The organism is Candidatus Pelagibacter sp. uisw_098 (assembly GCF_059512505.1).
The window spans coordinates 664,661-690,299 of the sequence record NZ_CM183454.1 but is presented as its reverse complement, the minus strand read 5'-3'; the positions used below and the strand labels follow the sequence as shown (position 1 = coordinate 690,299).

24 protein-coding genes and 3 tRNA genes are annotated in these 25,639 nt (G+C 29.0%); 19 read left to right on the top strand and 8 right to left on the bottom strand.

From position 1 onward, the window contains the following. Positions 1-4 precede the first annotated feature (4 nt). The 8 genes from AC5YF9_RS03755 to AC5YF9_RS03720 all read left to right on the top strand — a co-directional run bounded on the left by AC5YF9_RS03755 (position 5) and on the right by AC5YF9_RS03720 (position 7,530). On the top strand, positions 5-1,414 hold the full coding sequence (locus tag AC5YF9_RS03755; RefSeq protein WP_415304895.1) for a TrkH family potassium uptake protein: 1,410 nt from the start codon (positions 5-7) through the stop codon (positions 1,412-1,414). A gap of 84 nt (positions 1,415-1,498) precedes the next feature. Continuing rightward, positions 1,499-1,930 (top strand): hypothetical protein, encoded by a 432-nt coding sequence (locus tag AC5YF9_RS03750; RefSeq protein WP_496169957.1) that lies wholly within the window; start codon positions 1,499-1,501, stop codon positions 1,928-1,930. A gap of 542 nt (positions 1,931-2,472) precedes the next feature. After that, positions 2,473-2,549, top strand: a tRNA-Arg gene (locus AC5YF9_RS03745). A 169-nt stretch (positions 2,550-2,718) separates the two neighbouring features. Further along, positions 2,719-3,759, top strand: coding sequence for an amino acid ABC transporter substrate-binding protein (locus AC5YF9_RS03740; RefSeq protein WP_415304891.1), 1,041 nt, complete (start codon positions 2,719-2,721; stop codon positions 3,757-3,759). A 65-nt stretch (positions 3,760-3,824) separates the two neighbouring features. Further along, a complete protein-coding gene (locus tag AC5YF9_RS03735) occupies positions 3,825-4,970 on the top strand; it encodes an amino acid ABC transporter permease (protein WP_496169956.1) in 1,146 nt (381 codons plus the stop codon). A 4-nt stretch (positions 4,971-4,974) separates the two neighbouring features. Further along, positions 4,975-6,246, top strand: a complete 1,272-nt coding sequence (locus AC5YF9_RS03730; RefSeq protein ID WP_415304888.1) for an amino acid ABC transporter permease — start codon at positions 4,975-4,977, stop codon at positions 6,244-6,246. A 3-nt stretch (positions 6,247-6,249) separates the two neighbouring features. Next, entirely contained in the window at positions 6,250-6,984 is a 735-nt protein-coding gene (locus AC5YF9_RS03725; protein ID WP_415304886.1) for an amino acid ABC transporter ATP-binding protein, read from the top strand. 174 nt (positions 6,985-7,158) lie between these two features. Next, entirely contained in the window at positions 7,159-7,530 is a 372-nt protein-coding gene (locus tag AC5YF9_RS03720) for a helix-turn-helix domain-containing protein (RefSeq protein ID WP_415304884.1), read from the top strand. Between the two features lie 142 nt (positions 7,531-7,672). On the opposite strand, the gene AC5YF9_RS03715 is transcribed toward AC5YF9_RS03720, so the two are convergent. Both AC5YF9_RS03715 and AC5YF9_RS03710 read right to left on the bottom strand, forming a co-directional pair. After that, a tRNA-Asn gene (locus AC5YF9_RS03715) sits at positions 7,673-7,748 on the bottom strand. Between the two features lie 50 nt (positions 7,749-7,798). Next, positions 7,799-7,872, bottom strand: a tRNA-Cys gene (locus AC5YF9_RS03710). Positions 7,873-8,001: 129 nt separating this feature from the next. Here AC5YF9_RS03710 and AC5YF9_RS03705 point away from each other — a divergent pair. From AC5YF9_RS03705 to AC5YF9_RS03695, 3 genes are read left to right on the top strand one after another with little or no spacing between them, the layout of a single operon-like run. Next, positions 8,002-10,629, top strand: a complete 2,628-nt coding sequence (locus AC5YF9_RS03705; protein ID WP_415304882.1) for a valine--tRNA ligase — start codon at positions 8,002-8,004, stop codon at positions 10,627-10,629. Next, positions 10,629-12,347: a dihydroxy-acid dehydratase gene (gene ilvD, locus AC5YF9_RS03700; RefSeq protein ID WP_415304880.1), complete on the top strand. Its 1,719-nt coding sequence runs from the start codon at positions 10,629-10,631 to the stop codon at positions 12,345-12,347. The genes AC5YF9_RS03705 and ilvD overlap by 1 nt, the downstream gene beginning before the upstream one ends. Then, a complete protein-coding gene (locus AC5YF9_RS03695) occupies positions 12,347-13,552 on the top strand; it encodes a sugar phosphate nucleotidyltransferase (protein WP_415304878.1) in 1,206 nt (401 codons plus the stop codon). The genes ilvD and AC5YF9_RS03695 overlap by 1 nt, the downstream gene beginning before the upstream one ends. A 23-nt stretch (positions 13,553-13,575) precedes the next feature. Here AC5YF9_RS03695 and AC5YF9_RS03690 read toward each other — a convergent pair whose 3' ends face one another. The 4 genes from AC5YF9_RS03690 to AC5YF9_RS03675 all read right to left on the bottom strand — a co-directional run bounded on the left by AC5YF9_RS03690 (position 13,576) and on the right by AC5YF9_RS03675 (position 17,407). After that, the gene (locus tag AC5YF9_RS03690) at positions 13,576-14,535 is read right to left on the bottom strand and encodes a hypothetical protein (RefSeq protein ID WP_271518846.1); all 960 of its coding nucleotides are present in this window, start codon (positions 14,533-14,535) and stop codon (positions 13,576-13,578) included. A 291-nt stretch (positions 14,536-14,826) separates the two neighbouring features. Continuing rightward, positions 14,827-15,048 (bottom strand): DUF6552 family protein, encoded by a 222-nt coding sequence (locus tag AC5YF9_RS03685; protein ID WP_415304876.1) that lies wholly within the window; start codon positions 15,046-15,048, stop codon positions 14,827-14,829. Positions 15,049-15,135: 87 nt separating this feature from the next. Then, positions 15,136-16,281 carry a hypothetical protein gene (locus AC5YF9_RS03680; RefSeq protein WP_415304874.1) on the bottom strand — a complete coding sequence of 382 codons (1,146 nt, stop codon included), beginning with the start codon at positions 16,279-16,281 and terminating at the stop codon, positions 15,136-15,138. 154 nt (positions 16,282-16,435) lie between these two features. Beyond that, entirely contained in the window at positions 16,436-17,407 is a 972-nt protein-coding gene (locus AC5YF9_RS03675) for a zinc ABC transporter substrate-binding protein (protein WP_415304872.1), read from the bottom strand. 74 nt (positions 17,408-17,481) lie between these two features. Between AC5YF9_RS03675 and AC5YF9_RS03670 the strand changes: the two genes are divergently transcribed. From AC5YF9_RS03670 to AC5YF9_RS03655, 4 genes are read left to right on the top strand one after another with little or no spacing between them, the layout of a single operon-like run. After that, positions 17,482-18,228: an ATP-binding cassette domain-containing protein gene (locus AC5YF9_RS03670; protein WP_415304870.1), complete on the top strand. Its 747-nt coding sequence runs from the start codon at positions 17,482-17,484 to the stop codon at positions 18,226-18,228. After that, positions 18,229-19,032, top strand: coding sequence for a metal ABC transporter permease (locus AC5YF9_RS03665; RefSeq protein ID WP_415304868.1), 804 nt, complete (start codon positions 18,229-18,231; stop codon positions 19,030-19,032). It begins immediately after the preceding gene. Between the two features lie 21 nt (positions 19,033-19,053). Then, the gene (locus AC5YF9_RS03660; protein WP_415304866.1) at positions 19,054-19,452 is read left to right on the top strand and encodes a Fur family transcriptional regulator; all 399 of its coding nucleotides are present in this window, start codon (positions 19,054-19,056) and stop codon (positions 19,450-19,452) included. After that, positions 19,453-20,451 carry an Ldh family oxidoreductase gene (locus AC5YF9_RS03655; protein ID WP_415304864.1) on the top strand — a complete coding sequence of 333 codons (999 nt, stop codon included), beginning with the start codon at positions 19,453-19,455 and terminating at the stop codon, positions 20,449-20,451. Here the strand turns inward: AC5YF9_RS03655 and xth are convergent. After that, positions 20,443-21,219 (bottom strand): exodeoxyribonuclease III, encoded by a 777-nt coding sequence (xth, locus tag AC5YF9_RS03650; protein WP_415304862.1) that lies wholly within the window; start codon positions 21,217-21,219, stop codon positions 20,443-20,445. The two genes, AC5YF9_RS03655 and xth, sit on opposite strands and share 9 nt — an antisense overlap. Beyond that, positions 21,219-21,536, bottom strand: coding sequence for a HesB/IscA family protein (locus AC5YF9_RS03645; RefSeq protein WP_168606297.1), 318 nt, complete (start codon positions 21,534-21,536; stop codon positions 21,219-21,221). Before AC5YF9_RS03645 ends, xth begins: the two co-directional genes overlap by 1 nt. Positions 21,537-21,586: 50 nt before the next feature. Here AC5YF9_RS03645 and AC5YF9_RS03640 point away from each other — a divergent pair, with 50 nt between their 5' ends. The 4 genes from AC5YF9_RS03640 to AC5YF9_RS03625 are packed head-to-tail and all read left to right on the top strand — an operon-like array spanning position 21,587 to position 25,638. After that, positions 21,587-22,702, top strand: coding sequence for a deoxyguanosinetriphosphate triphosphohydrolase (locus AC5YF9_RS03640; RefSeq protein WP_415304860.1), 1,116 nt, complete (start codon positions 21,587-21,589; stop codon positions 22,700-22,702). Beyond that, positions 22,702-24,435: an arginine--tRNA ligase gene (argS, locus tag AC5YF9_RS03635; protein ID WP_496169955.1), complete on the top strand. Its 1,734-nt coding sequence runs from the start codon at positions 22,702-22,704 to the stop codon at positions 24,433-24,435. Before AC5YF9_RS03640 ends, argS begins: the two co-directional genes overlap by 1 nt. Next, positions 24,435-24,698, top strand: coding sequence for a hypothetical protein (locus AC5YF9_RS03630; protein WP_415304856.1), 264 nt, complete (start codon positions 24,435-24,437; stop codon positions 24,696-24,698). Before argS ends, AC5YF9_RS03630 begins: the two co-directional genes overlap by 1 nt. Then, positions 24,691-25,638, top strand: a complete 948-nt coding sequence (locus AC5YF9_RS03625) for a glycoside hydrolase family 3 N-terminal domain-containing protein (RefSeq protein WP_415304854.1) — start codon at positions 24,691-24,693, stop codon at positions 25,636-25,638. The genes AC5YF9_RS03630 and AC5YF9_RS03625 overlap by 8 nt, the downstream gene beginning before the upstream one ends. The last annotated feature ends 1 nt before the right edge of the window (position 25,639 follow it).

The following is a 25,639-nucleotide window of genomic DNA, read 5'->3' as shown; positions in this document are numbered from 1 at the left end:
ATAAATGAATTATATTAAACTCATTTATTTGAGTGTTTTTTGTGGAATAATTTCAATTCTTTCATTTTTTAATATTGTTTATTCATATTATTTAAATTTGTACCTTAATTTGAATACGTATCTTTACACTTTTTTAGTATCTATTGTTTTAACATTGATATTTTATATATCTAAAAATAATGATGAAAAGAAAACCACGATATATGTAAAAGCACTTACAATACTGCTTGGTTATTTTTTATTACCACTAATAATTACGATACCTTTTTATTTTAGTATTTATAATTTAACATTTATTAATTCTTATTTTGAAGCTATTTCAGGTTTCACATCCACAGGTTTTACAATTTTTGATAACATAAATCATATCGATCAAAGTCTTATTTTGTGGAGATCTTCGTCACAATGGGTAGGTGGCCTTTATTTTTTATTTTCTATTATAGTATTAATAGATATTTTTGATCACAGTTTTAAAAAATCTTTAACTAATTTTATATCCTTTAATAAAGCAGAAACTTTAAAACAATCATTAAAAATTTTTTTATTGTATTCATTAATAACATTAGGAATTTTTATTATTCTAAACATATTTGAGATTAGAATGTTTAATTCTTTAAATCTTGCAATGACCTTTGTATCTTCTGGTGGTTTTATACCATCAAATAATTTGTCGAATATTTTGATAAATGATCCACAGATCATAATAACATCCCTATTAATGCTAACATCATTTTTTAGTATTTTTTTGTTATATAATTTAATTTTTACAAAAAATCATAATATGAATTTTTTTAATGAAGATATTCATTTAGCATTTTATTTTTTAACTTTATTATTTATTTTTTTTGTTTTTCTTAATTTTGATAAAAATTTTAGTGAATTATTTTTATCTCTAGCAAGTAGCATTTCTAATATTGGTATTTCTCTCGATAATAATTCCAAAAATTTATCATTTGTTTTCTTGATACTGGTTATTATCGGTGGATCTTTTTTTTCTACAAGTTCTGGTATTACATTTTTAAAAATTTATTCTTTATGCAAATATTCAATTAATGAAATTTTGTCATATAGTAGACCAAAAAATATATATATAAATAAGCATTTATTTTCTAAGGAATCATTTAAATTAAATGAAATTTATAAATATTTTTTAGCAGTAATAATTTTTGTTATATCCATGTTTTTTTTAACATTTCTCTTAACTTTAAGTGGAATTGAATTTGAAAATTCTTTCAAATTATCCATTTTAACACTAATGAATACGGTTAATTCATCAGCCTATGGAGTGGGTGAGTTTAATTTTTATGATTTACACTATTTTACAAAGTATTATCTAATTATATTTATGATAATTGGTAGAATTGAATTATTGACTTTATTAATAATATTCAAAAAGTTCTTTTTTAAAAATTAAATTCATCCTTTAAAAATCTTTAAAAATCAATATAGTTAAATTGTGTTTAAATTTTTTTTCCAAATTATATTTATCTTATTGTTGATGTTTCGAAATAGTGCACACGCTAACGATGATATTTCTATAGCTCTAGAAAACTGTACCGATAAGCAAGTTATTAATTTAATTTTTAATAAAAATTATGATTTTGATAAAAAAGGAATAGATAGTTTTTTTAACAATGGATTGATAAATGTTAAAGATGATAAAGAATATTTTGCTTTAATAGATGAGCTGGATGAAGGATATAAAAACCTTAATTTAAATTTAAAGATTTATTATAATGCTGTAAATGAATATTCTTCTGCAAATATAAAACCACCTCCTCCTAAATACGAAACTATTAATATTGAAGCCTTTAATGAATATACCGTTTTAAAATTAGCATGGGATAAAAAAGAAAAAAAATATTTAAAAGAATTTATATCTAAATTAACTGCTAGCAATGAAATAATTGATAAAAAAAAAATCAAATAAGTATAAAAACATTACAATTATTTAAAAAAAAAAATCTTAAAAGCAAAGCACTAAAGATTTATCAATATAAAAATTTATATGCTAAGTGTGAAAATATGCACCGTCAAACTCCAAAGTCTTTTATGTTAAATTGGTTTATCCTGTATCAATAAACATCTTGATATTTTCTATAAGTTAAATTCTCTCAACCCCACTTGATAAATCAATTATTTTTTACATGCCCAACAATTCTGATGTTGTAAAAAAGTTATTATAGTAATTTTTACGATAAAATATTTTAACGAATAGGGGTTGTTAATTTTGATAAATAATAGCGTTAATGAAAAGTTTACCCTAAAATGAGTAACCCACAGTGACTCACGTATGTTTGGTAAATGTGCAAAAATTTTAAGTGACAGCTTACCCCTCCCGAATATTTTATGACCCACTACTGGACTTTAAGCAACGGATGAAGACAAACCGTTGTCAAAAACCTCTTACTGGATTAAAATAAAGTTGGATTAGCGTTGAAAGTTGTAGTAAACCATCAGAATGATTTCCTTGCGCTCTTAGCTCAGCTGGATAGAGCATCGGTTTTCTAAACCGAGGGTCGGTGGTTCGAGTCCACCAGAGCGCACCATTATCAATATGTATTGATTTAATTTTTATTCACACTACATGTAGTTAGAAGAATTCTAATGTGATCTATTTTCTTTGATCAACTTTAGATAGTGGTAGATAATTAAATTAATTCAAATTTATTTGAATTATTTGTTAACAAATAAATAAATAAAACAGAGGAATAAAATATGTTTAAATATGTAAAACAATTAACTTCTTTAGTTGCTATGGTTGCAGTTCTGTTCGCTTTTACGACAGAAACAATGGCTGCTAAGAAGTCTAAAACTCTTAAAAACACTATGAAAAAAGGTTTTGTAAGATGTGGTGTATCTCAAGGTTTACCTGGATTTTCAAATGCTGATGCAGCTGGAAATTGGACTGGTGTTGACGTTGATGTATGTAGAGCAGTTGCTGCTGCAGTATTAGGTGATGCGAACAAAGTTAAGTTCACTCCACTAAGTGCTAAAGAAAGATTCACAGCTCTAACTTCTGGTGAGATTGATATCTTATCAAGAAACACAACTTGGACACTTTCAAGAGATGCGGATCTAGGTGTAACTTTCGTTGGTGTAAACTTCTATGATGGTCAAGGTTTCATGGTAAGAAAAGACTCAGGAATTACTTCTACGAGCCAATTCAAAAATGGAATTTCAGCATGTACAAACATCGGAACTACAACTGAACTAAACATGAGAGACTTCTTTAATTCAAAAGGAATTTCTTATGAGCCAGTTGCTTTCGAAAAAGCTGATGAAGTTGTTGCAGCTTATGACTCAGGCAGATGTGATACTTACACAACTGATAAATCTGGTCTAGCAGCACAAAGAACAAAAATGACTAATCCTGATGACCATATAGTGTTACCAGAGACTATCTCTAAAGAACCTCTAGGACCTGTTGTACGTCAAGGTGATGCTGTTTGGGAAGACATCGTAAGATGGTCTCTAAACGTAATGATTGAAGCTGAAGAATATGGAATATCTTCTTCAAATGCTGATGCTATGAAAGTTTCAGAAAACCCAGCTGTTAAAAGATTAGTTGGTTCTGAAGGAGAATTAGGATCATATTTAGGTCTAGATCAAGACTGGAGCTTAAGAATTATCAAGCAAGTTGGAAACTATGGTGAAAGTTATAAGAGAAATATAGCTGACACTGGTATTTTACCTGACAGAGGTCCGAACAATATTTGGACTCAAGGCGGATTATTATACACTCCACCAGCTAGATAATTATTATCTTAAATAATTAAGAAAGGGCTAGATTTATCTAGCCCTTTTTTTATAATACCTCACAAATGAAATTTAAAAAGATTCTACCACAATTATTAACTTTACTATTTATAGTATTAGTATTTGGATTCTTTACCATGAACGCTCAAGAGAACATGGGCGCAAGAGGTTTGGAATTTGGTTTTGGTTTTTTAAAAACCCAAGCTTCTTTTGATATACAGTTTTCTTTAATAGATTATGATGGCTCTCATTCGTACGCTAGAGCTTACTTGGTTGGTTTATTAAATACACTTCTAGTGGCCATTATAGGAATTATTTTAGCAACCTTTCTTGGTGCTGTAGTTGGTGTTGCGCGTTTATCACCAAATTATTTAATCAGAAAAACGGCCTCTTTCTACATAGAGTTTTTTAGAAACATTCCTTTATTGTTACAAATTTTCTTTTGGTACTTTGCTGCGTTAAGAGCTCTACCAATGCTTGAGGATGCACCCATGTTATTAAATTCATCTTTTATGACGATCAAAGGTCTTTATACACCAGCTCCAATTTGGACAAACTTTGATGTTTTTTTGACAACAATAATTATTGCAATGATTATAATTTTTTTCTTTGCAAGATATGCAAAAAAGAAACAAGAACAAGACGGTAAACGATTACCAGTATTAATAATTTCATTAGCAATTTTTATATCTTTACCGTTATTAACTTTTTTAATTGGCGGTGTAGATTTATCTTGGAGCTTTCCGGTAATTAGACAAATGTCTCAATCGTCATATACTTTTGATGGTGGTTTAAAGATACCACCTGAATTAATTGCACTTACACTCGCACTTACACTGTATACAGCAACATTTATTGCTGAAAATGTTAGAGCTGGAATTCAAGGAATTGGCAAAGGTCAAAAAGAAGCGGCAGCCTCTATTGGCTTAACTCCAAGCCAAGTTTTGAAATTAGTAATTATGCCTCAAGCGTTGAGAATTATTATTCCTCCAACGACTAATCAATATTTAAACTTAACTAAAAACTCATCTCTTGCTGCAGCTATTGCATACCCTGATTTAGTTTTAGTTTTTGCTGGAACTGCAATGATGCAAACTGGTAGAGCCATAGAAATTGTGGGTATTACAATGGCAACTTACTTGACTATTAGTTTAGGCATCTCACTCTTAATGAACTGGTACAATAAAAGAATAGCAATACAAGAAAAGTAAAATTATGACAAATATTAATTTATTAAAACCAGATAATAAAAATTTACCTTTATTTCTTACATTGGGTGGATTGTTTTTTGCGTTTGGAATTTTTGATTTCTATTCAAATAATTTTTTGAATATTAATATTACTTTTTTTTTACCTAGGCTTATTAATTTTTTTATTCCCTTAATCTTTTCAGTCATTGGACTTCATTTTATTAGAATTGAATTTTCAGGGATAAAAAATTTAGATAAACTTAATAAAAATATTAATACAAGTAATTTCAATGCAGCTTTAAGTGTATCTATAATTTTACTTATAATTTTTGCTTTGCCCCCATTGTTAAATTGGCTTATTTTTGATGCTAATATTGCTGGTGATACTAAAGAAGCCTGTACAGGTGGCGGCGCATGTTGGGTTTATATTAAAATTTGGTTTAATAGATTTATGTATGGAATGTATCCTAATGCTGAACAATGGAGAATTAATATTACATTTATAGCCGTTCTTGTATTTATGTCAGCTGGTTTTTTTGTTCCAACAAAGCTTAAAAATTATCTTTCACTTTATTATACTCTTTTGTTGCCTATTATTTCTTTTGTGTTGATCTATTACATAATTTCAGGAGGCTCTTTTGGATTAGTGTGGGTAGAAACTGGAGCTTGGGGAGGGTTATCTTTAACTTTCATGGTATCTTTCTTCTCTTTAATTTTTTGCTTCCCTATAGGTATGATGTTGGCTCTTGGAAGAAGATCTAATTTACCTATTGTTAAATACTCATCACTTTCTTTTATTGAATTTTGGAGAGGTGTTCCTTTAATTACTGTTTTGTTTATGTCAGCAGTAATGTTCCCCTTGTTTTTGCCTGATGGAACTTATGTCGATAAATTAATTAGAGTCGTTGTCGCTATCACTTTATTTGAAGCTGCATATACGGCAGAAGTTATAAGAGGAGGACTACAAGCGCTACCTAGAGGTCAATATGATGCTGCTAAATCTCTTGGTATGGGTTATTGGAGAATGCATGTCTTCGTTATCCTCCCTCAAGCTTTAAAATTAGTAATTCCAGGCATAGCTAATACATTCTTGGCTCTTATTAAGGACACACCATTAATATTTGTTGTTGGTCTTCTTGAATTAGTTGGAATGTTGAATCTAGCTAAGACAAATCCAAAATGGCTTGGTTTTTCAATGGAGGGTTATGTGTTTGCTGGAATAATATTCTGGATTATTTGTTACAGTATGAGTAAATATAGTCAAAAATTAGAATTAAAATATAAAACAGATAGATAAATTATGTCAGATTCAATTATTCAAATTCAAGGTGTAAGTAAATGGTTTGGTGACTTTCAAGTATTAAAAGAAATAAACCTTGAAGTTAAATCTAAAGAAAAAATTGTTGTTTGTGGTCCGTCTGGATCTGGAAAGTCTACGCTAATTAGATGTATTAATAGACTTGAAGAACACCAAAAAGGATCAATTATTGTTGATGGTACTGAAATTTCTGAAGATACAAAAAATATAGAACAAGTCAGAGCTGAAGTTGGAATGGTTTTTCAACAGTTTAATTTATTTCCTCACTTGACTATTTTAGATAACTGTACATTAGCCCCAATCTGGGTAAAAAAAATGTCAAAAAAAGATGCTGAAAAATTAGCATTAGAGCATCTTGAAAGAGTACAAATATTAGATCAAGCTCAAAAATTCCCAGGTCAATTGTCAGGTGGACAACAACAAAGAGTTGCTATTGCAAGAGCTCTTTGTATGGAACCTAAAATTATGTTATTTGATGAACCTACATCGGCACTAGATCCAGAAATGATTAAAGAAGTGTTAGATGTAATGGTTAATTTAGCTAAACAAGGCATGACAATGATCGTTGTAACTCATGAAATGGGCTTTGCTAAAGAGGTAGCTGACCAAATGATTTTTATGGATGAAGGAATGATTGTAGAAAAGGCAACAACCAAAGACTTTTTTGCTAATCCAAATAATGATCGTACTAAACTTTTCTTAAGCCAAATTTTATAGGGCTTTTTTAGCTATACGATTCAACAATTTTACGATCTTATAATTATTTATAATTGCTTGACACATTTTATAATTTTATACCTAATTTTCCAAAATAAAGAAATTTTTCTATTGCGATAACATCAAAAAATTAGTTCAATAGGTTTTTTTAAACTAACTTTAAGAGGGGTCTTAATGGAAGACAATTTTAATAAGCATTTAGGTAATAAATTAAAGTTAAGAAGATTAGCTTTAGGTCTTACACAAACAAAAGTAGCAAAAGCAATTAATGTTACATTTCAACAAATTCAAAAATATGAAAAAGGTACTAATGGAGTTAGCTCAATAAGGTTACTTCAGTTAGCAAATTATTTAAAGGTACCAGTTAATTATTTTTTTGAAGATTTTTCAGAATATTTAGTTAATATTGAAAAAATACATGAAGGTCATATGAATATTAACTATAATTTTTTAGTTAAAATTTATTCAGAACTCAGCAATGATCAAAAGCTTAAGTTTAGTAAGTCCTTAAAAACATCTGGTATAGGAATTTCAAACGTAGGATAATAAAATACTTAATTTAGGACCCTAATTTAGTTCCAAGATTTATATAATCTACTCATATAATATTCTAAAAAACTCATATCTAAATTTAAATAAAAATAATTTTTTATTAAAAAGTTTAATGAAGATTTAAATAGAAATTTTTTGGCTCCTCGGGCAGGACTCGAACCTGCGACCAATTGATTAACAGTCAACTGCTCTACCAACTGAGCTACCGAGGAATATCAAAAGTGCTTATACATATAGCCGAATTGAATCGCAAGATTTTTTTTGGAGGCAACGCCCAGAATCGAACTGGGATACAAGGATTTGCAATCCTCTGCGTAACCATTCCGCCACGTTGCCCTCACATCTCATAATAAATCAAATAGTGAACCTTTTATATATAAAATATTAATAATTAGTCTACCAAATAAGCTACCAAATTGATTATTGTTAATTGATATTATTAAATTATAAACTTATGAATACCTTATGAGTAATGATAAATACATACATTCTGATGTTGAAGATAAGATTTACTCTTATTGGGAAAAAAATAATTTATTTAAACCCACAATAAATAAAAAGAAATTTTCAGTAGTTATACCTCCGCCCAATGTAACTGGTAGTCTTCATATGGGGCATGCTTTGAATAATTCAATTCAAGATCTTTTGGTTAGGTACCACCGTATGAATAATTATGAAACGTTATGGCAACCAGGAACAGACCATGCAGGTATTGCGACACAGGCTTTAGTTGAGAAAAAATTAACTGCTGAGGGTATTGATAAAAATGAAATTGGAAGAGAAAAGTTTATAGAAAAGGTTTGGGAATGGAAAGAGGAACATGGCGATATTATTTTAAATCAGCTTAAAAAACTTGGTTGTTCTTGTGATTGGTCAAGAAATGCTTTTACTATGGATGAAAACCTTTCAAAATCAGTTTTAAAAGTTTTTGTAGAACTTCACAAAAAAGGTTTAATTTATAAAGATAAAAAACTAGTTAACTGGGACACTGTTTTAAAAACAGCAATATCTGATTTGGAAGTGGATCAAAGAGAGGTTAATTCTAAGATTTATTATATTCAATACCCTATAGAAGGTTCTAGTGATTTTATAATTATAGCAACAACCAGACCTGAAACCATGTTAGGTGACACAGCAATTGCTGTAAATCCAAAAGATGATCGATTTAAACATTTGGTTGGTAAATTTGCAACAGTTCCAATTGTTGGAAGAAAAATAAAAATTATTAAAGATGAGTATGCTGACCCAGAAATGGGAACAGGTGCTTTAAAGATAACACCAGCCCATGATTTTAATGACTATGAAGTGGGACAAAGAAATAATTTAGAAATCATAAATATCTTTACTGAAGGTGGCAAAGTAAACGAAAATGCTCCTAAAGAATATATTGGACTTGATAGATTTGAAGCTAGAAAAAGAATTTTAAAAGAACTTAAAGAAAAAGAGTTTTTTGTTAAGGAAGAAAATATAAAGAATAAAGTTCCGTATGGGGATAGATCTAATTCAATAATTGAGCCTTTTTTAACTGAACAATGGTTTGTAGATGCAAAAAAATTATCAATTAAAGCTAAAGATATAGTTAACTCAAAAAAAACTAATTTTTTTCCTGCTAATTGGTCAAAAACTTATTTTCAATGGATGAACAATATTGAGCCATGGTGTATCTCGAGACAATTATGGTGGGGACATCAAATACCAGCTTGGTATGGACCGGATAAAAAAATTTTTGTTGCAATAAATGAAGATGAAGCAAAATTAGATGCAAAAAAATTCTATAATAAAGAGGTAGATTTAATTCGTGATCCAGATGTATTGGATACTTGGTTTTCATCAGGCTTATGGCCTTTTGCTACATTAGGGTGGCCTGATAATAAAGAATATGTTGAAAAATTTTATCCAACATCAGTTCTTGTTACAGGGTTTGATATTATATTTTTTTGGGTTGCACGTATGATTATGTTTGGAATGGAGTTTCTAGACAAAGAACCTTTTAAAGATATTTACGTTCACGCACTTGTTAAAGATGAGAAAGGACAAAAAATGTCTAAATCTAAGGGAAACGTAATTAACCCTTTAGATTTAATTGAAAAATATAGTGCAGATGCTTTAAGATTTACTTTACTGTCAATGGCATCACCTGGCACAGATGTAAAACTTTCTGAAGATAGAGTTAAGGGATATAGAAATTTTTTAAATAAATTATGGAATGCAAACAATTTTTTAATTACCAATAATTGTGATTTTTCTAAAATTGAAGAAAAACCAAGTTTAACAATTAATATTAACAAATGGATTTATTCTGAACTAATTGAAACAAAGGTTAAAATTGAAAAAAACTTAAAAGATTACAGGTTTGATGAAGCTGCAAAAAATGCTTACCAATTTAGTTGGCACTCTTATTGTGATTGGTATTTAGAGTTATCTAAAACAATAATATTTTCAGAAGATGAAAAAGCTAAAGATGAAGTGAGACAGGTATCAGCTTATGTATTTAAGCAAATATTAATATTATTACATCCATTTATTCCATTTGTGACTGAAGAAATTTGGTTAAATAATAAATTTGATAACTCGGGTAAAGATTTTCTGATGTTAGCTAATTGGCCCTCTGGAGAGATTGAAAGAGATTCATCGACTAATCAAGTTGAAAAAATTATTAGCATAGTTTCTGAATTAAGGTCATTTAAAAATGAATTAAGTGTAAGCCCTGGTTCTTTTATAGATATTTCAGTAGAGAGTGTTAGTGAAAAAGAACAATCATTTTTTACTGAAAATGAAATTATTCTAAAAAAACTTGGTCGTATTAAAAACTTACATAATAAAGATTTAGATAAACCAGCTGCTACTTTAGTAGTTTCAGGAGATCTATTTAAAGTTTATTTTGATGAAGATGTTGATTTAGAATTAATTAAGGAAAACTTAACTACTCGACAAAATAAATACCAAGAAGAAATGAATAAAATATCAGAAAGATTAGCCAATAAAAGCTTTGTTGATAGAGCACCAAAAGATATTGTTGATCAGGAAAAAACTAATTATAATAATTTAAAAAATGATGTTGAGAGAATATCAATAACTATAAAGGGTATATAATGGCAAGATTTAACAAAAAAAAATTACCAAGCAGACATACTTCATTAGGTGCTGATAGAGCTCCACATAGATCTTTTTATTATGCGATGGGTGAAACGGAAAAAGATGTAGCAAAACCATTTGTTGGCGTTGTATCAACTTGGAATGAAGCTGCTCCTTGTAATATTGCTTTAATGAGACAAGCTCAATCTGTTAAAAAAGGTGTTAGAGCTTCAGGTGGAACGCCTAGAGAATTTTGTACGATAACTGTAACTGATGGTATTGCGATGGGTCACGAAGGAATGAAGTCATCTTTAATTTCTCGTGAAGTAATTGCCGATTCAACTGAACTTACTGTGCGTGGTCATTGTTATGATGCACTTGTTGGTATTGCTGGTTGTGATAAATCTTTACCTGCCTTAATGATGGCAATGGTTAGATTAAATGTTCCAAGTGTGTTTATCTATGGTGGTTCAATACTTCCAGGTCAATACAAAGGTAAAGATGTGACCGTTGTCGATGTATTTGAAGCAGTTGGAAAACACTCAGCTGGAAAAATGTCTGCAAAAGAATTAAGAAAATTAGAGTTAGTTGCATGTCCAAGTGCTGGTGCGTGTGGTGGGCAATTTACTGCAAATACTATGGCCTGTGTTTCTGAAGCAATTGGTTTAGCTTTACCTTATTCAGCTGGAACACCTGCTCCATACGAAGAACGTGATAAGTATGCATTATTAAGTGGAAAGACTGTAATGAATTTATTAGAAAAAAATATTCGTCCAAGGGATATTGTTACAAAAAAATCTTTAGAAAATGCTGCAACAATCGTTGCTGCTACAGGTGGATCTACAAATGCTGCGTTACACTTACCAGCTATTGCAAACGAAATTGGAATTAAGTTTGATTTAATGGATGTAGCTAAAATTTTTAAAAAAACTCCTTATCTTGCTGATTTAAAACCAGGTGGAAAATATGTTGCAAAAGATATGTGGTTAGCGGGTGGTGTTCCTATGTTATTAAAAACTCTTTTTGATGGTGGATTTATTCATGGTGACTGCATGACTGTTACTGGAAAAACGATGAAACAAAATTTAAAAAATATTAAATTTAATCCTAAGCAAAAAGTTTTAAGAGCATATGACAATCCTTTATCACCAGATGGTGGTGTTGTTGGTCTTAAAGGTAACTTAGCTCCTGATGGTGGAATTGTTAAAATCGCTGGTTTAAAGAAATTACAGTTTACTGGTAAAGCTAGATGTTTTGATAATGAAGAAGCTGCAATGGCTTGTGTACAAAAGAAAAAATATAAAGAAGGTGATGTAATTATTATTCGTTATGAAGGACCCGTAGGCGGTCCTGGTATGAGAGAAATGCTATCAACAACAGGTGCTATTTATGGTCAAGGTATGGGTGAGAAGGTTGCCTTAATTACAGATGGTAGGTTTTCAGGTGCAACAAGAGGTTTTTGTGTGGGTCATGTTGGCCCTGAGGCGGCCTTAGGAGGCCCTTTAGCTCTTTTACGTAATGGTGATGTAATCGATATAGATGCCAAAAAAGGGACTATAAACGTTAGATTAACTAAATCACAATTAGCTACAAGACGAAAACAGTGGAAAGCAAAAAAATCAAGCTTTGGATCAGGTACTATTTGGAAATATGCTCAAACAGTAGGTCCTGCTTATTTAGGTGCACCAACACATCCTGGTAAAAGAAAAGAAGTAAAAGTTTACGCTGATATTTAATGAAAATTAGACCCGTTATATTATGTGGCGGAGCTGGAACAAGACTTTGGCCTAATTCTAAAAATCATCAAGCAAAACAATTTATTGATTTTGGTAATTGGACTTTATTAGGAAAAACTCTTGATAGAGTTAAATCTTCAACTTTTGACACGCCGATCATAAGTACAAATCTTAAATATTTAAAAGAGGTAAAAAAACATCTTAAGAAACATAAGATAAGTAAATATAAAATTGTTTTAGAGCCTGCAAAAAGAAATACAGCACCAGCAATTCTTGCATCAGCATTAATTAAAGATATTCCAAACGAACAACCTTTAATGTTTTTTGCAGCAGACCACTTAATAGAAAAAGCAAGTATCTTTAATAAAGCCATTAATAAGAATAAAACTAATTTAACAGACCAAAATATATTCATTTTTGGTATTAAACCAACATCACCTTCTAGTGAATACGGTTATTTTATAACTAAAAAAGTTAAAGGAAATATTAATAAAGTTATAAAATTTATTGAAAAACCAAAAGTAGCTAAAGCTAAACAAGTTATTAAACAAAAAGGCTATTGGAATTCTGGAATGTTTTTTTTAAGAAAAGATTCAATAATCAATAACTTTAAAAAGTACCAGCCTACAATATACAAAAATTGTGTTAATGCTGTTTCAAAAGCTAAACTTAAAGATAACACTTATTACTTAAATAAAGCTTCATTTGAAAAGGCTACAGTAAAGTCTTTTGATTATGCAATTTTAGAAAAAACTAAAAAAATTAACACTATTAAATTAGATATTCCTTGGTCAGATCTTGGTAGCTGGAAAGAGATCTTAAAAATGTATGATAAAAATAAGAATAGATATTATAAGAAAAAAAATGTTTATTACAGACCTTGGGGTAGGTACGTTAATTTATTCGAAGGCAAAGGCTTTTTAATTAAAGAGTTATTCGTTAAACCAAAAGGTATATTAAGTTTACAAAAACACCATCACAGATCAGAACATTGGTTGGTAACTCAAGGAAAACCAAAAATTACACTTAATAAAGACAGCTTTTCTAAAAAACAAAATGATCATATATTCATTCCTTTAGAGGCAGTTCATAGAATTGAAAATAAAGGTAATAAACCTGTTAAGATTATTGAAGCTCAAGTTGGATCAATATTAAAAGAAAGTGATATTGTAAGGTTTCAAGATGTATATGGCCGTATTAAATAATAATACGACCACATAATTAATATTTAAAACCAATTATTTGGAATAATGATGTAGTGAATTGCAAGTACAATTGCAACTGACACCGTCAATCCTATTGTCATTTTAAGGAAGTCTTTACCAATTAAAGGAAAGACATACTTGAACTTATAGTCTTTATTCATTGTAGATATTGCAAGCTCTCTACCACACAACAAACCAACAAATACCCATGTTGTTGACATTGGTAAATCATTAAGTTCTTTAAAGTAGTAAAGAACAGCAGCATAAATCACATTAATTATTGTTGCTGATCTTGCGTATCTAGTTCCAGTTTTATCTAAAACAACTTTTTGAATTGTTCCTCCGTTTATGTAGAAGATATAAAAAAGAAGAGCTGTAAAGTATGCAAGAACAATTAATAATAAATTTACATCTATTTGTCTTGGAAGATATACGGCTATATTAGCTACGTCATGAGATAACCAAACCCACCATAACCAAGCAGAAGTTACCCATACAGAGTTTCTCCAAAAACCTATCCATTTATCTTCAACTTCATCAAATTTCTCATTGATAAATTTAGATACTACTATCCAACAAATGTATGCTGCAACAGCTGCTAAGCCATATCCTACAACACTCTTCATAAGCATTTTTTCAAGAACTACAGTTGATGCAAATGCTGACAGTACTAAAAAGGTAGTTGAAACAGGTATACCTATTCTTGTTAATACTAAAAGTATTCCAGGAGCCACAGCATGATACCACTGTATTTCTTGGAAAGGAATTCTAGTTAATCTTCCGTAAGATATATCACCAGCATTACTGTACCAGCCCCATGTGATTGCAAGTATCATCACAAATGAAGCAGCGCTTGCTAGCGTATACCATTTAAACCATTTTTGTTTTGACGCTATAAATGTTCCAAGCGTTTGAATTGAATCATTTGCTATAACGCTATATCCCGCTAAAGCAAAGCCAACGATCGTATATATTGTTGTCATTTCCATCTTATTTTTCCTATTTTTTATTTATCTTTATTATTTTCCATTTCGAATGATTCTTAATCTTGAACTCGATTTAATAGAGAAGAGAAATTTTATCTATAGGTAAATTTATTAATATTTTTTGTGATGAGTTGATTCATTGATCATTATATTATTCAAAGTTGAAGTCTATATAGAGAATTTATTAATATTATTTGAGGTATGATGATTCATCGTTAATTATATTAATTAATAATTTTGTCTAGTTGTATAATATTTTAAATACAACTTATTAGGGCTTTATAGATACTAAAATATCACCTTATAAATCCCTATTAAGAACAGTGGTATCTGTAATCCAAAGTTAGTTAATATAGCTTTATCTTTTGATATAAACCCAGCTATCGTCCAACCAATAACTCCAAGACCATGGAAGTAGATGTTAATAGGGTAGATATTTAAATTAGTTAATAATATTCCAGTTAATACTAAAGCAGTACTGACCCATTTAAGGTATTTTTTAATAAACATAGTCTCCTCTATATGTAAGTTTTATGAGGATTTTATTACAATATAGAAGAGACTGAAATCTTAAATTAAAAAATTATTATGAATTTGTTAAAATTCACTACTAAATTTTATACCAACCCCAATACGTTCAGTAGTTTTATTGTCCTTATCTTGACTTTTATATCCAAAGTCTAATCCAACACCTGATCCTAAATAATATCCAACGGATGATTGAAATATACTTCCATTAAAACTTTCATCTGCTTCATCAGCATCATTATCTGTATAGGTATAAGTAGTTCCAAAGTTCCATTTTTGATATTCAAGACCTAATCCACCAGTGGTATGGCTACGGTCATGCGCATCTTCACCTGCTAGATTATCAATCTGCATTCTTTCAAAGATAAATTTACTACTTAAATCTTTTGATATTTTATTTTTGTAAATTAAAGAAGCAGAATAACGAGTATTATCTGTTGCGTCTGAAACACCTGCTGCCTGATCAGCATAGCCTATTCTATAAATAAGTTCTTTGCTAAAAGAATTATCTTTAAATGAAAAAGGGTATGACCCACTTAACGAAGCTGAATAAGATGATAAATTTTCTGTATTAGATACACCACTATCTTGCTTACTATTATGGCCACGCTCAAAAAATATTGAATCACTCAAACCACTAGTATCAGCTGCAAAAGAGGTAATATTTAATTCATGTGTACCAAAACTTCCTGCATTTTTTTTAATTATACCACCTAAACCAACTCGTTCTTTAATTCCATATTCTTCGATCGCTTGGTATCCATACATGCCTGGAAAATTATGATAATCTAATCCAACAGCTGGGTTAAATTTTCCTAAATAACCAGAAAATTTTTTTGTGTCATAATTTAAGGTAAGTTCTTCAAAAATTAACATATGATCGTTGATACCATGGTCATCTCCATCTGGTGTAAGAGCACCACCATGAGCGTGACTATTACCATCTGGTCCACCTTCTAATTTTATATTTGAGTTAATAGAAAAATTTTCTGAAAATCTATTACCAATTTCAGCATGCGTATGTGAATATATTTCGTTATATTTTCCATCATTAGCAACTTTTGTCATTGAGTCAGCAAATATTGCTACATCTAAATGTCCATAAAACCCATCTTTATCATGATTGTCATGATCATGATCTTTATGGTTATCTTCACTATAAGCATTTGTAGTTAAGATGATTATGATTGTAAGTACCTTTATTAATGTTTTCATTTTAAATACCTTTATTTATTAATGTTATATTATAACATTACATAAAGTAAAAAAATAAACTGTCAACATTATTTTGTCTTTAGTTGTAAAATAATTATAAAATTAAAAAAAATCTAATTAATATTAAACATAAATATTTAGTTAGTATAAAAATTTAACAACCTTTAAAAGAAGCAGACATATTTCTTATTAGATCAAAATATAAATTCTTTCCTGGATTTAAAGTAGCCCCAAGTGGATCAACTACACCAGTTTTTATATTCATATCTTTAGCAACTACCTTAATGATATCAGGATTAAATTGAGGTTCTGAGAAAATACATTTTACTTTATCATGTTCAATTATTTCTCTAATTTCTGATAATTGTTCTGCACCAGGCATTATGTCAGTATTAACTGTAAAAGCTCCCAATATTTTTACATTAAATCTTTTTTCAAAATATTGATATGCATCATGGAAAACAATAGATGAAGTACTTTCATTTAATTCAGTCATTACATCCATAGTAAGTTTATCTATATCATTAAGTGCCTTATCTAAGTTACTTTTGTAAGTAGATGCATTTTTTGAATCATTTTCAATTAAATGCTCAGTCATTTCTTTTAGAATTACTTTTGCATTAATAGGATCTAACCAAACGTGGGGATCATATTCACCATGTCCATGTCCTTCATGCTCATCATGCCCATCCTCCTTTTTAGCATGATCGTCATGACTATCTTCTTTTTTAGCGTGATCGTCATGATCATGTTCATCAAAAATATTTCTTTCTCTAAACTTTAATACATTTAAACCTTTAATTTCTATTAATTCAATTTTTTCTGCTTTTTTTGCAATTGAATTTAATGGTTTTTCTAAAAAATTTTCTAAATCTTCACCTATCCAAAATATAAGATCTGCATTTTGTAACATTTTCGCATGAGATGGTTTCATTGAAAACCCATGTGGTGAGTTAAAACCATCTACAATTAAATCTGGTTTTCCAACACCATTCATAAGATAGCTCGCTAATGAATGAATAGGTTTAATTGATGTAACTACTTTTATTTCAGCATTAGCTGGTGTAAAAAACATTAATATTGATAAAATCGATAGAATAAATGGTATTTTTTTTAGTTTGTTCATAATTTAAATATTTAATTAATTGTTATAATATAACATTGTGTAATAATATAACATTTAAAAAAGTCAAGAGCTATATGGATTTAGATAAGAATATATTAGTTAAATTAAATAATGCAGGTTTTCGCCAAAATAATAAATGGCTAGTAGAGGGTGTATCTCTGCAGGTTGAGAAGGGCAAGATTGTAACTCTCATTGGTCCAAATGGTTCGGGCAAAAGTACAACTGCTAAAATTGCATTAGGTATTTATAAAAATATTGAAGGTAGTGTTGAAAAATACACTAATAAAATTGGATATGTTCCTCAAAAGATTTCAATAGATTGGACATTGCCACTAAGAGTTAACGACTTTATGGTATTGACTGAAAATATTAAGGATGATCAGATTAATGAAGCTTTATCATTAACGGGAGTGATGCATCTTAAAAATAAAAATTTAGGTAATTTATCTGGTGGTGAATTTCAAAGAGTTTTACTTGCTAGAGCTATTTCAAAAAAACCGGAATTGTTAGTACTTGATGAACCAGTTCAAGGTGTCGATTTTACTGGAGAGATAGCTTTGTATGAGTTAATTAAAAAAATCTCAGATACTTTAAATTGTGGAATTTTACTAATCTCACATGATTTACACACAGTAATGACTGCAACAGATCATGTTGTTTGTTTAAATGGCCATGTTTGTTGTTCAGGTTCACCAATTGATGTTGCAAAAAATAATGAATATAAAACATTATTTGGAGAACAAGCTTCTCAGATACTCTCTATTTATGAACACAAACATGATCATGAACACTCTGATGAAGGGAATATAAAAAAAAACTAGATGTTTGATGATTTTTTTATAAGAGCATTAATTGCTGGTATTGGAATTGCTTTAGTAGCAGGACCACTAGGATGTTTTGTTATTTGGAGAAGATTGTCTTATTTTGGTGATACACTTTCTCATTCAGCATTACTTGGTGTTACAATTGCTTATACGTTTGATTTAAATATTGCTCTTTCAGTGTTTGTAATTTCTTCCGTCATAGCTTTATTATTAATACAATTACAAAAAAAAACTAATTTACCTGGTGATGCTTTGCTTGGTCTTTTAGCTCATTCTTCATTAGCAGTTGGGTTAGTGGTAATTGGTTTTTTAACTTTCATAAGATTTGATATTATGGGTTTATTATTTGGTGACATATTAGCTGTCACAACTAATGATATATTTGTTGTGTGGACTGGTGGTGCTGTAATTTTAATTATACTTAAATTAATTTGGAAACCTTTATTTGCATCAACTGTAAATTATGAATTAGCTGAGGCTGAAGGTTTGAATCCAGATAGATCAAAGGCTATATTCACAATTTTAATGGCTGCTGTTATTGCCATATCAATTAAAATGGTAGGTTTGCTTTTAATTACTGGAATGTTGATTATTCCTGCTGCAATGGCTAGAAATATTTCAGACAGTCCACAAAAAATGGTATTTTATTCAATTATAGGGGGTTTATTGTCTGTAGTTTTAGGATTATTCTCTTCATTAGAATTCAATACATCTTCAGGACCTTCAATAATAGTTGCTTCTTTAATTTTATTTATATTATCTTTGTTAAAAATAAAACAATCGATTAAATTAAAAAACTAATAGCTAATTAAAAATTTAGATATGCAAAAACAAGAAAGTTTATCAAAAAACCAACAAATCATATTTGATTTTATTGAAAAAGCTAAAGAACCACTTAAAGCTTATTCAATATTATTTAATGTTCAAAAAAAAGGAATAAAAGCTCCCTTACAAGTTTATAGGGCTTTAGATAAATTAGTTGAAATAGGTAAAATTCATAAAATTGAAAGTCGAAATGCTTTTATAGCTTGTAAAAATTCAAATTGTGAAGTTTCTAATGCTACAATCTTTTCAATTTGCAATAAATGTGAAAATGTTTCTGAAATTAATAATCCAAAACTTTCAAAATATTTAACTAATTTTGAAGACGATACTGGAATGCAATATAATAAATATAATTTAGAGTTTTTTGGTTTATGCAAAAAATGTAAAGCTAAATAAATGAATACAGTATCCTTAACATTAAATGAAATTTTAGAATTAGCTAAAAAAACATTACTAGCTAATGGTTGTGATGAGGAAAATGCTAGTATCTTAGCTGATACCATCATGAGAGCTGAAAGAGATGGTTCTGTTTCTCATGGTTTGTTTAGATTACCTGCTTATGTGGCTGGCTTAAAAAGTAAAAAAATTAATGGTAAAGCAAGACCTGAATTAGAAAATGTTGCTCCAAGTATTATTAAAGTATTAGGTAATAATGCAGTTGCTCCTATGGTTTTAAGTTTAGGATTACCTGCTGTTATTGATTTGGCCAAAAAAAATGGTGTAGCAGTCCTAGCAATAAAAAATTCACATCACATGGCAGCACTTTGGCCTGAAACTGAAGCTATTGCAGAAGCTGGTCTTGTTGGTATCGCTTGCACATCTTACAAACCAGCCGTTGCACCAGCTGGTGCTACAAAACCTTTATATGGTACAAATCCAATTTCTTTTGCTTGGCCTAGACCTGGTAAAACTCCAGTTGTCTACGATATGGCAACTGCTTCAATGGCAATGGGTGAAGTTCAGATTGCAAAAAGAGAAGGGCATAAAGTTCCTCTTGGAACGGGCTTAACTAAAGAGGGTAAAGAAACAACTGATCCTGGAGAAATCGCTGATGGTGGAGTTATACTTCCATTTGGTGGCTATAAAGGATCTAGTATAGCAATGATGGTTGAATTATTAGCTGGTGCATTAATAGGTGAAAATTTTAGTTTTGAAACTGCTGCTAAAGATAATAACGATGGTGGTCCTCCAAGTGGTGGAGAATTTATTATAGCAATCTCACCTGAGAAAATTTCTGGTAAAGGTTGGGATAAGCATGCGGATGAATTTTTTAGTAAAATGTCAGCTATGGAGGGTGTTAGACTTCCAGGTGAAAGAAGACATAAAAATAGACTAGATAAAGGACCAAGAAATATTAATGAAGAACTTGTTAATAAAATTAAATCTTTAAGTTAATTCAATTTCAATAGGTGTGTGATCTGAGGGTTTTTCTTTTCCTCTGGGGTCTTTATTAATATTAACATTCTTAACTATATTTAATAAAGAATTTGATACTAAGAAGTGATCTATTCTTAATCCATTATTTTTCTGCCAAGCACCTCTCATATAATCCCAATAAGTATAGCCTTCTGTTTCGCCATGAATATGACGGTAGGCATCATGAAAACCTAGATTAATCATTTCTCTAAATTTTTTTCTTATCTCAAGTCTGTATAAAGCGTCATCTTCAAAACCTTTAATATTATAAGCATCTTCTGCTGAAGGAAGAATATTAAAATCACCTGCTAAAATAATGTTTTCATTTTTCTTTGAAAGAGTTTTTAGCTGTTTAATCAAAGTATCTAACCATTCTTTTTTATAAGTATATTTATCAGTATCTACAGGATTACCGTTTGGAGTGTAAATGTTAATCAGTTGAATATTTTTTTTCTTATGTTTTAATTCTGCTGAAATAATTCTAGATTGTTTTAACTTGTCTTTAATCAAATCTAATCTAACATTTTCTAGTTTATGCTTAGATATGATAGCAACTCCGTTATAACTTTTTTGTCCAAATACATGACTTTCATAATCTAATGCTGAAAAATCATCATATGGAAAAGTTTCATCTTGAGTTTTGATCTCTTGCATCATGACAACATCAGGAGAAAATTTTTGAAGGTATTCTTTAATATTTTCAACTCTTGCTCTAACAGAATTAACATTCCAAGATGTGATAATCATTATATAGAGAAAGAAACACCACAACCGCAAGAAGATTTGCTTTGTGGGTTAGAGATCTTGAATTGATCACCAATTAGTTCTGAGACAAAGTCTACTTCTGAACCTTTTAATAAGTCTGCTGAAGTTTTATCAATAAGAATATTTTCATGCTTTAAATCATCTGCTTCTAATTTTTTGTCAAAAGTAAACTCATATTGAAAACCTGAGCAACCACCACCTTTAATAGCGATTCTAAAAAATGACCCTGGATCTTTTTGAGACAACAAATTATTAATCTGTTTTATAGCTTTATCTGTAAATTTAATTTCTTTAATCATATAACAACACTGATATTACTAATATAATATCAATTTATTAAATTTAAAGTATGAATAATTACTCAAATTTAGCTCTATCTAAAAGTAAAGGTCGTATTTTTAAAGAAGCCAATTCACTTTATAGAACACCATTTCAAAGAGATAGAGATAGGATTATTCACAGTGCCTCATTCAGAAGGCTAAAACATAAAACACAAGTTTTTGTTAATACAGAAGGGGATCACTTTAGAACTAGAATTACCCATTCAATTGAAGTTGCACAAATTGCAAGATCAATAGCTAAACATTTAGGTTTAAATGATGATCTAGCTGAAACTTTAAGTTTGGCTCATGATTTGGGACACACACCGTTTGGACATGCTGGAGAAGATGCCCTTAATGAATGCATGGTTAACTTCGGAGGTTTTGATCATAATCTTCAAACTTTAAGAATAATTATGTTTCTTGAACATAAATACCTTAAATTTAAAGGTCTAAACTTAACATTAGAAACTTTAGATGGATTATTAAAGCACAATGGCCCAATTGAAGATATCTCTACAGTTAATAGACTTATTGGATTGAAAAGTTTTAAAAATAAAATAAATTTTACTAACTCTGGATCATTGGAAGCTCAAATATCAGCAATCTCTGATGATATTGCCTATAATAATCATGACATACAAGATGGTATCAGAGCCAAAATGTTTAATTTAAACGACTTGATTGAAATTAATTTTTTTAAAGATATTTATAAATCTCACAAAAATAATATTAAAAATAATAATAAAGATATTTTGATATATCAAATAATACGAGATTCAATTGATTTAATGGTTAGAGATTTGATTAAAAATACTAAAAATAATTTAAAATCCAATAAGATCAAATCTTTAAATGATGTTTATAAATTAAATAATCCTATAGTATGTTTTTCTAGTAAATTTCTAAAAATTGAAAAAGAAGTTAGGTTTTTCCTAAGAAGCAAAATGTACAATAATAAGAAAGTATTATTAAAAAATAATCATGGAAAAAAAATTGTTAATAAACTTTTTTATAAAATTAAGAATAAGCCAAAAAAATTCTTAAATGTTGACCAATTAAAGAATGACTCTAACAGAGCAATTGCTGATTTTATTTCAGGTATGACAGATAGATATGCAATCAATTTACACAAAAGTATTTAATGAACATTTTTGACCTTTACTTAGATAAAATAATAATTTTAATTAAAAAGCTAAATAAAGATGGTTCTATTGAATTATCTGAATCCTTAAATGGAATTAATGTAGACATACCACCATCAAATTTTGACTGCGATATATCAACAAATGTAGCCATGGTACTATCTAAGGCTAACAAAAAATCTCCAATTGATATTGCAAATACTTTGATTGATTTAATCAAAAACGAAGATGAAAATATTGAAACTATATCAGTAGCAAAACCTGGTTTTATCAATATTAAATTTAAAGCAATATATTGGAACAATTTTATAAAAAATGTTAATGAAAATTATAAAAACTTTGGAGTAAATATTAAAGAAAAAAAACAAAAATATCTCATAGAGTTTGTTTCTGCCAATCCTACAGGTCCATTACATGTTGGTCATTGTCGTGGTGCAATCTTAGGAGATGTTATTTCAAATATATTGATTTTTAATAAACATGACGTTTCTAAAGAATATTATGTAAATGATTATGGCAACCAAATTATAAATTTTACAAAATCTGTCTTTCATAGAATTAGGGAAATTCTTAATGATGAAAAGTTTCCTATTGATAATCCGGATCTTTATCCAGGTGATTACTTAGTAGACATTGCTAAAATTATTATTGATAACAACAAAAATTTAAAATTTGATAAATTTGATGATGTATCTAAGGAATTAACACTATTGTCTGTGGCAGAGTCTTTGAAATTAATTAAGACTAATTTAGCTAACTTGGGAATAATTCATGATAAATTTACAAGTGAAACTCAAATTGTTTTAAATAAAGAAGTGGAAAAGGTAATTGAGAATTTAAAAGAGAAAAACCTAGTATACGAAGGAAAAATTAAGGCACCTAAAGGAGAGGACGATGATAATTGGGTAGAAAGAGAGCAGCTTCTATTTAAATCAACTAATTTTGGAGATGATAAAGATAGAGCCTTACAAAAATCTGACAAGTCATGGACTTATTTTGCTAGCGATGTTGCTTATCATAATAATAAACTTAACAGAGGCTACGATGTGCTTATCAACATACTTGGAGCTGATCACGCAGGGTATATAAAAAGAATTACTTCAGTTGTAAAGGCTCTTTCTAGAGACAAGAATAAGTTAATTTGTAAGGTTAGTCAGCTAGTTAAGTTAATTAAAGATGGCAAACCATTTAAAATGTCTAAAAGAAAAGGAGATTATATTACCGTAGAAGATTTGATTTCAGAAGTTGGTAAAGATGCGACACGATTTATCATGCTCAATAGAAGTAGCGACGTTGAGTTAGATTTTGATTTTGCAAAAGTTAAAGAAAAGTCAAAAGATAATCCACTTTATTATGTACAGTATTGTTTTGCGAGAATATCATCAGTTTTTAGACATGTTGATTTAGATATTAATAAAGATCTAAATATTAGTGAATATGATTTTCAATATTCCAATGATGAAATTAAGATTTTAAAAAAGATTGCTGAATGGCCTAAATGCATTGAGACAGCTAGTTTAAGATTAGAACCGCATAGAATCCCAGTTTATTTATATGAACTGTCATCTGAATTTCATTCTTATTGGAACATGGGTAAGGATGATCCAAGTAAAAGGTTTATTAACGATCAAAAAAAAATACCTAATGATAAACTGGTTTTTTTAAAAGTTATATCTACTGTAATTCGATCAGGGATGAATATTGTTGGTGTGGATACACCGGAAAAAATGTAATGTTAAAAGAATTAAAATACCTTTTTTATTTATTTGTAATTATATTGTTTTTTTTCTTAGCATTAAAATATTATTTTTCAGATGATAATAAAAAAAATTCTTATAGATCTTATAAACTGCTAGATGAAAAAATTAAAAAGTATTCTCAAAATATAATTTTATTAAAAAATGACACTATTGATATAGTTGAATATGTTGAAAAAACTATAGATAAAAATAAAAAAAATTATAACTTTTGGAAGTTAATAAACAATAATGAATAACAGAAGAAGCTTTATAACTGGTATTAAATCCACAACTTTATCCATTAAAGAAAAAAATTTTCTTCAGCAATATAAACCCTGGGGTGTAATACTTTTTTCAAGAAATATAATATCTTTAAATCAGACCAAGAAATTAACAGATCAAATAAAAAAAGTATTTAAAGATAAAAATTACCCTATTTTGATTGATCAAGAGGGTGGACGAGTTAATAGATTAAAAAATATTTTCAATGCAGATCCTTTAACAGGTGAATTTTTTGGTAAACTTTATTTAAAAGATAAGAAAAAGTTTTATAATTATTATAAAATTTTTATAAAACAGACATCATTCTTATTAAAGTCGATTGGAGTAAATATCAACACTCTGCCTGTTCTTGATTTAAGGTTAAAAGGTTCTAGTTCAATAATTGGTGATAGATCATTTTCAAAAGACCCAAAAATTGTCTCAAAAATAGGTGATATTTGCATAAATCACTTTCACTCGAATAATATAGGAACTGTTATTAAACATATTCCTGGCCATGGCTTAGCTAAAGTAGATAGTCACAAATTAACACCAACGGTTAATGAAAATTTAAAATATTTGATAAAAAATGATTTTTCAACTTTTAAGAAAAAGTCTAGCCTTTTTGCTATGACTGCACATATAATTTACACAAATATAGACAAGACTAATACAGCAACGCATTCAAAAAAAATAATTGAATTAATAAGAAGTCATATTAAATTTAAGAACATAATAATGTCTGATGATATATCCATGAAAAGCCTAAAAAGTTCAATTAAAGTTAATACTTTGAGAGCTTTTGATGCTGGTTGTGATTTAGTCCTTCATTGCAATGGAAATATTAAGGAAATGTGTGATGTTGCAATTAACTCACCTTTAATAAGTAAGTTTATAATCAAAAAAACATCACAATTTCATAAGATTATAAGTTAAT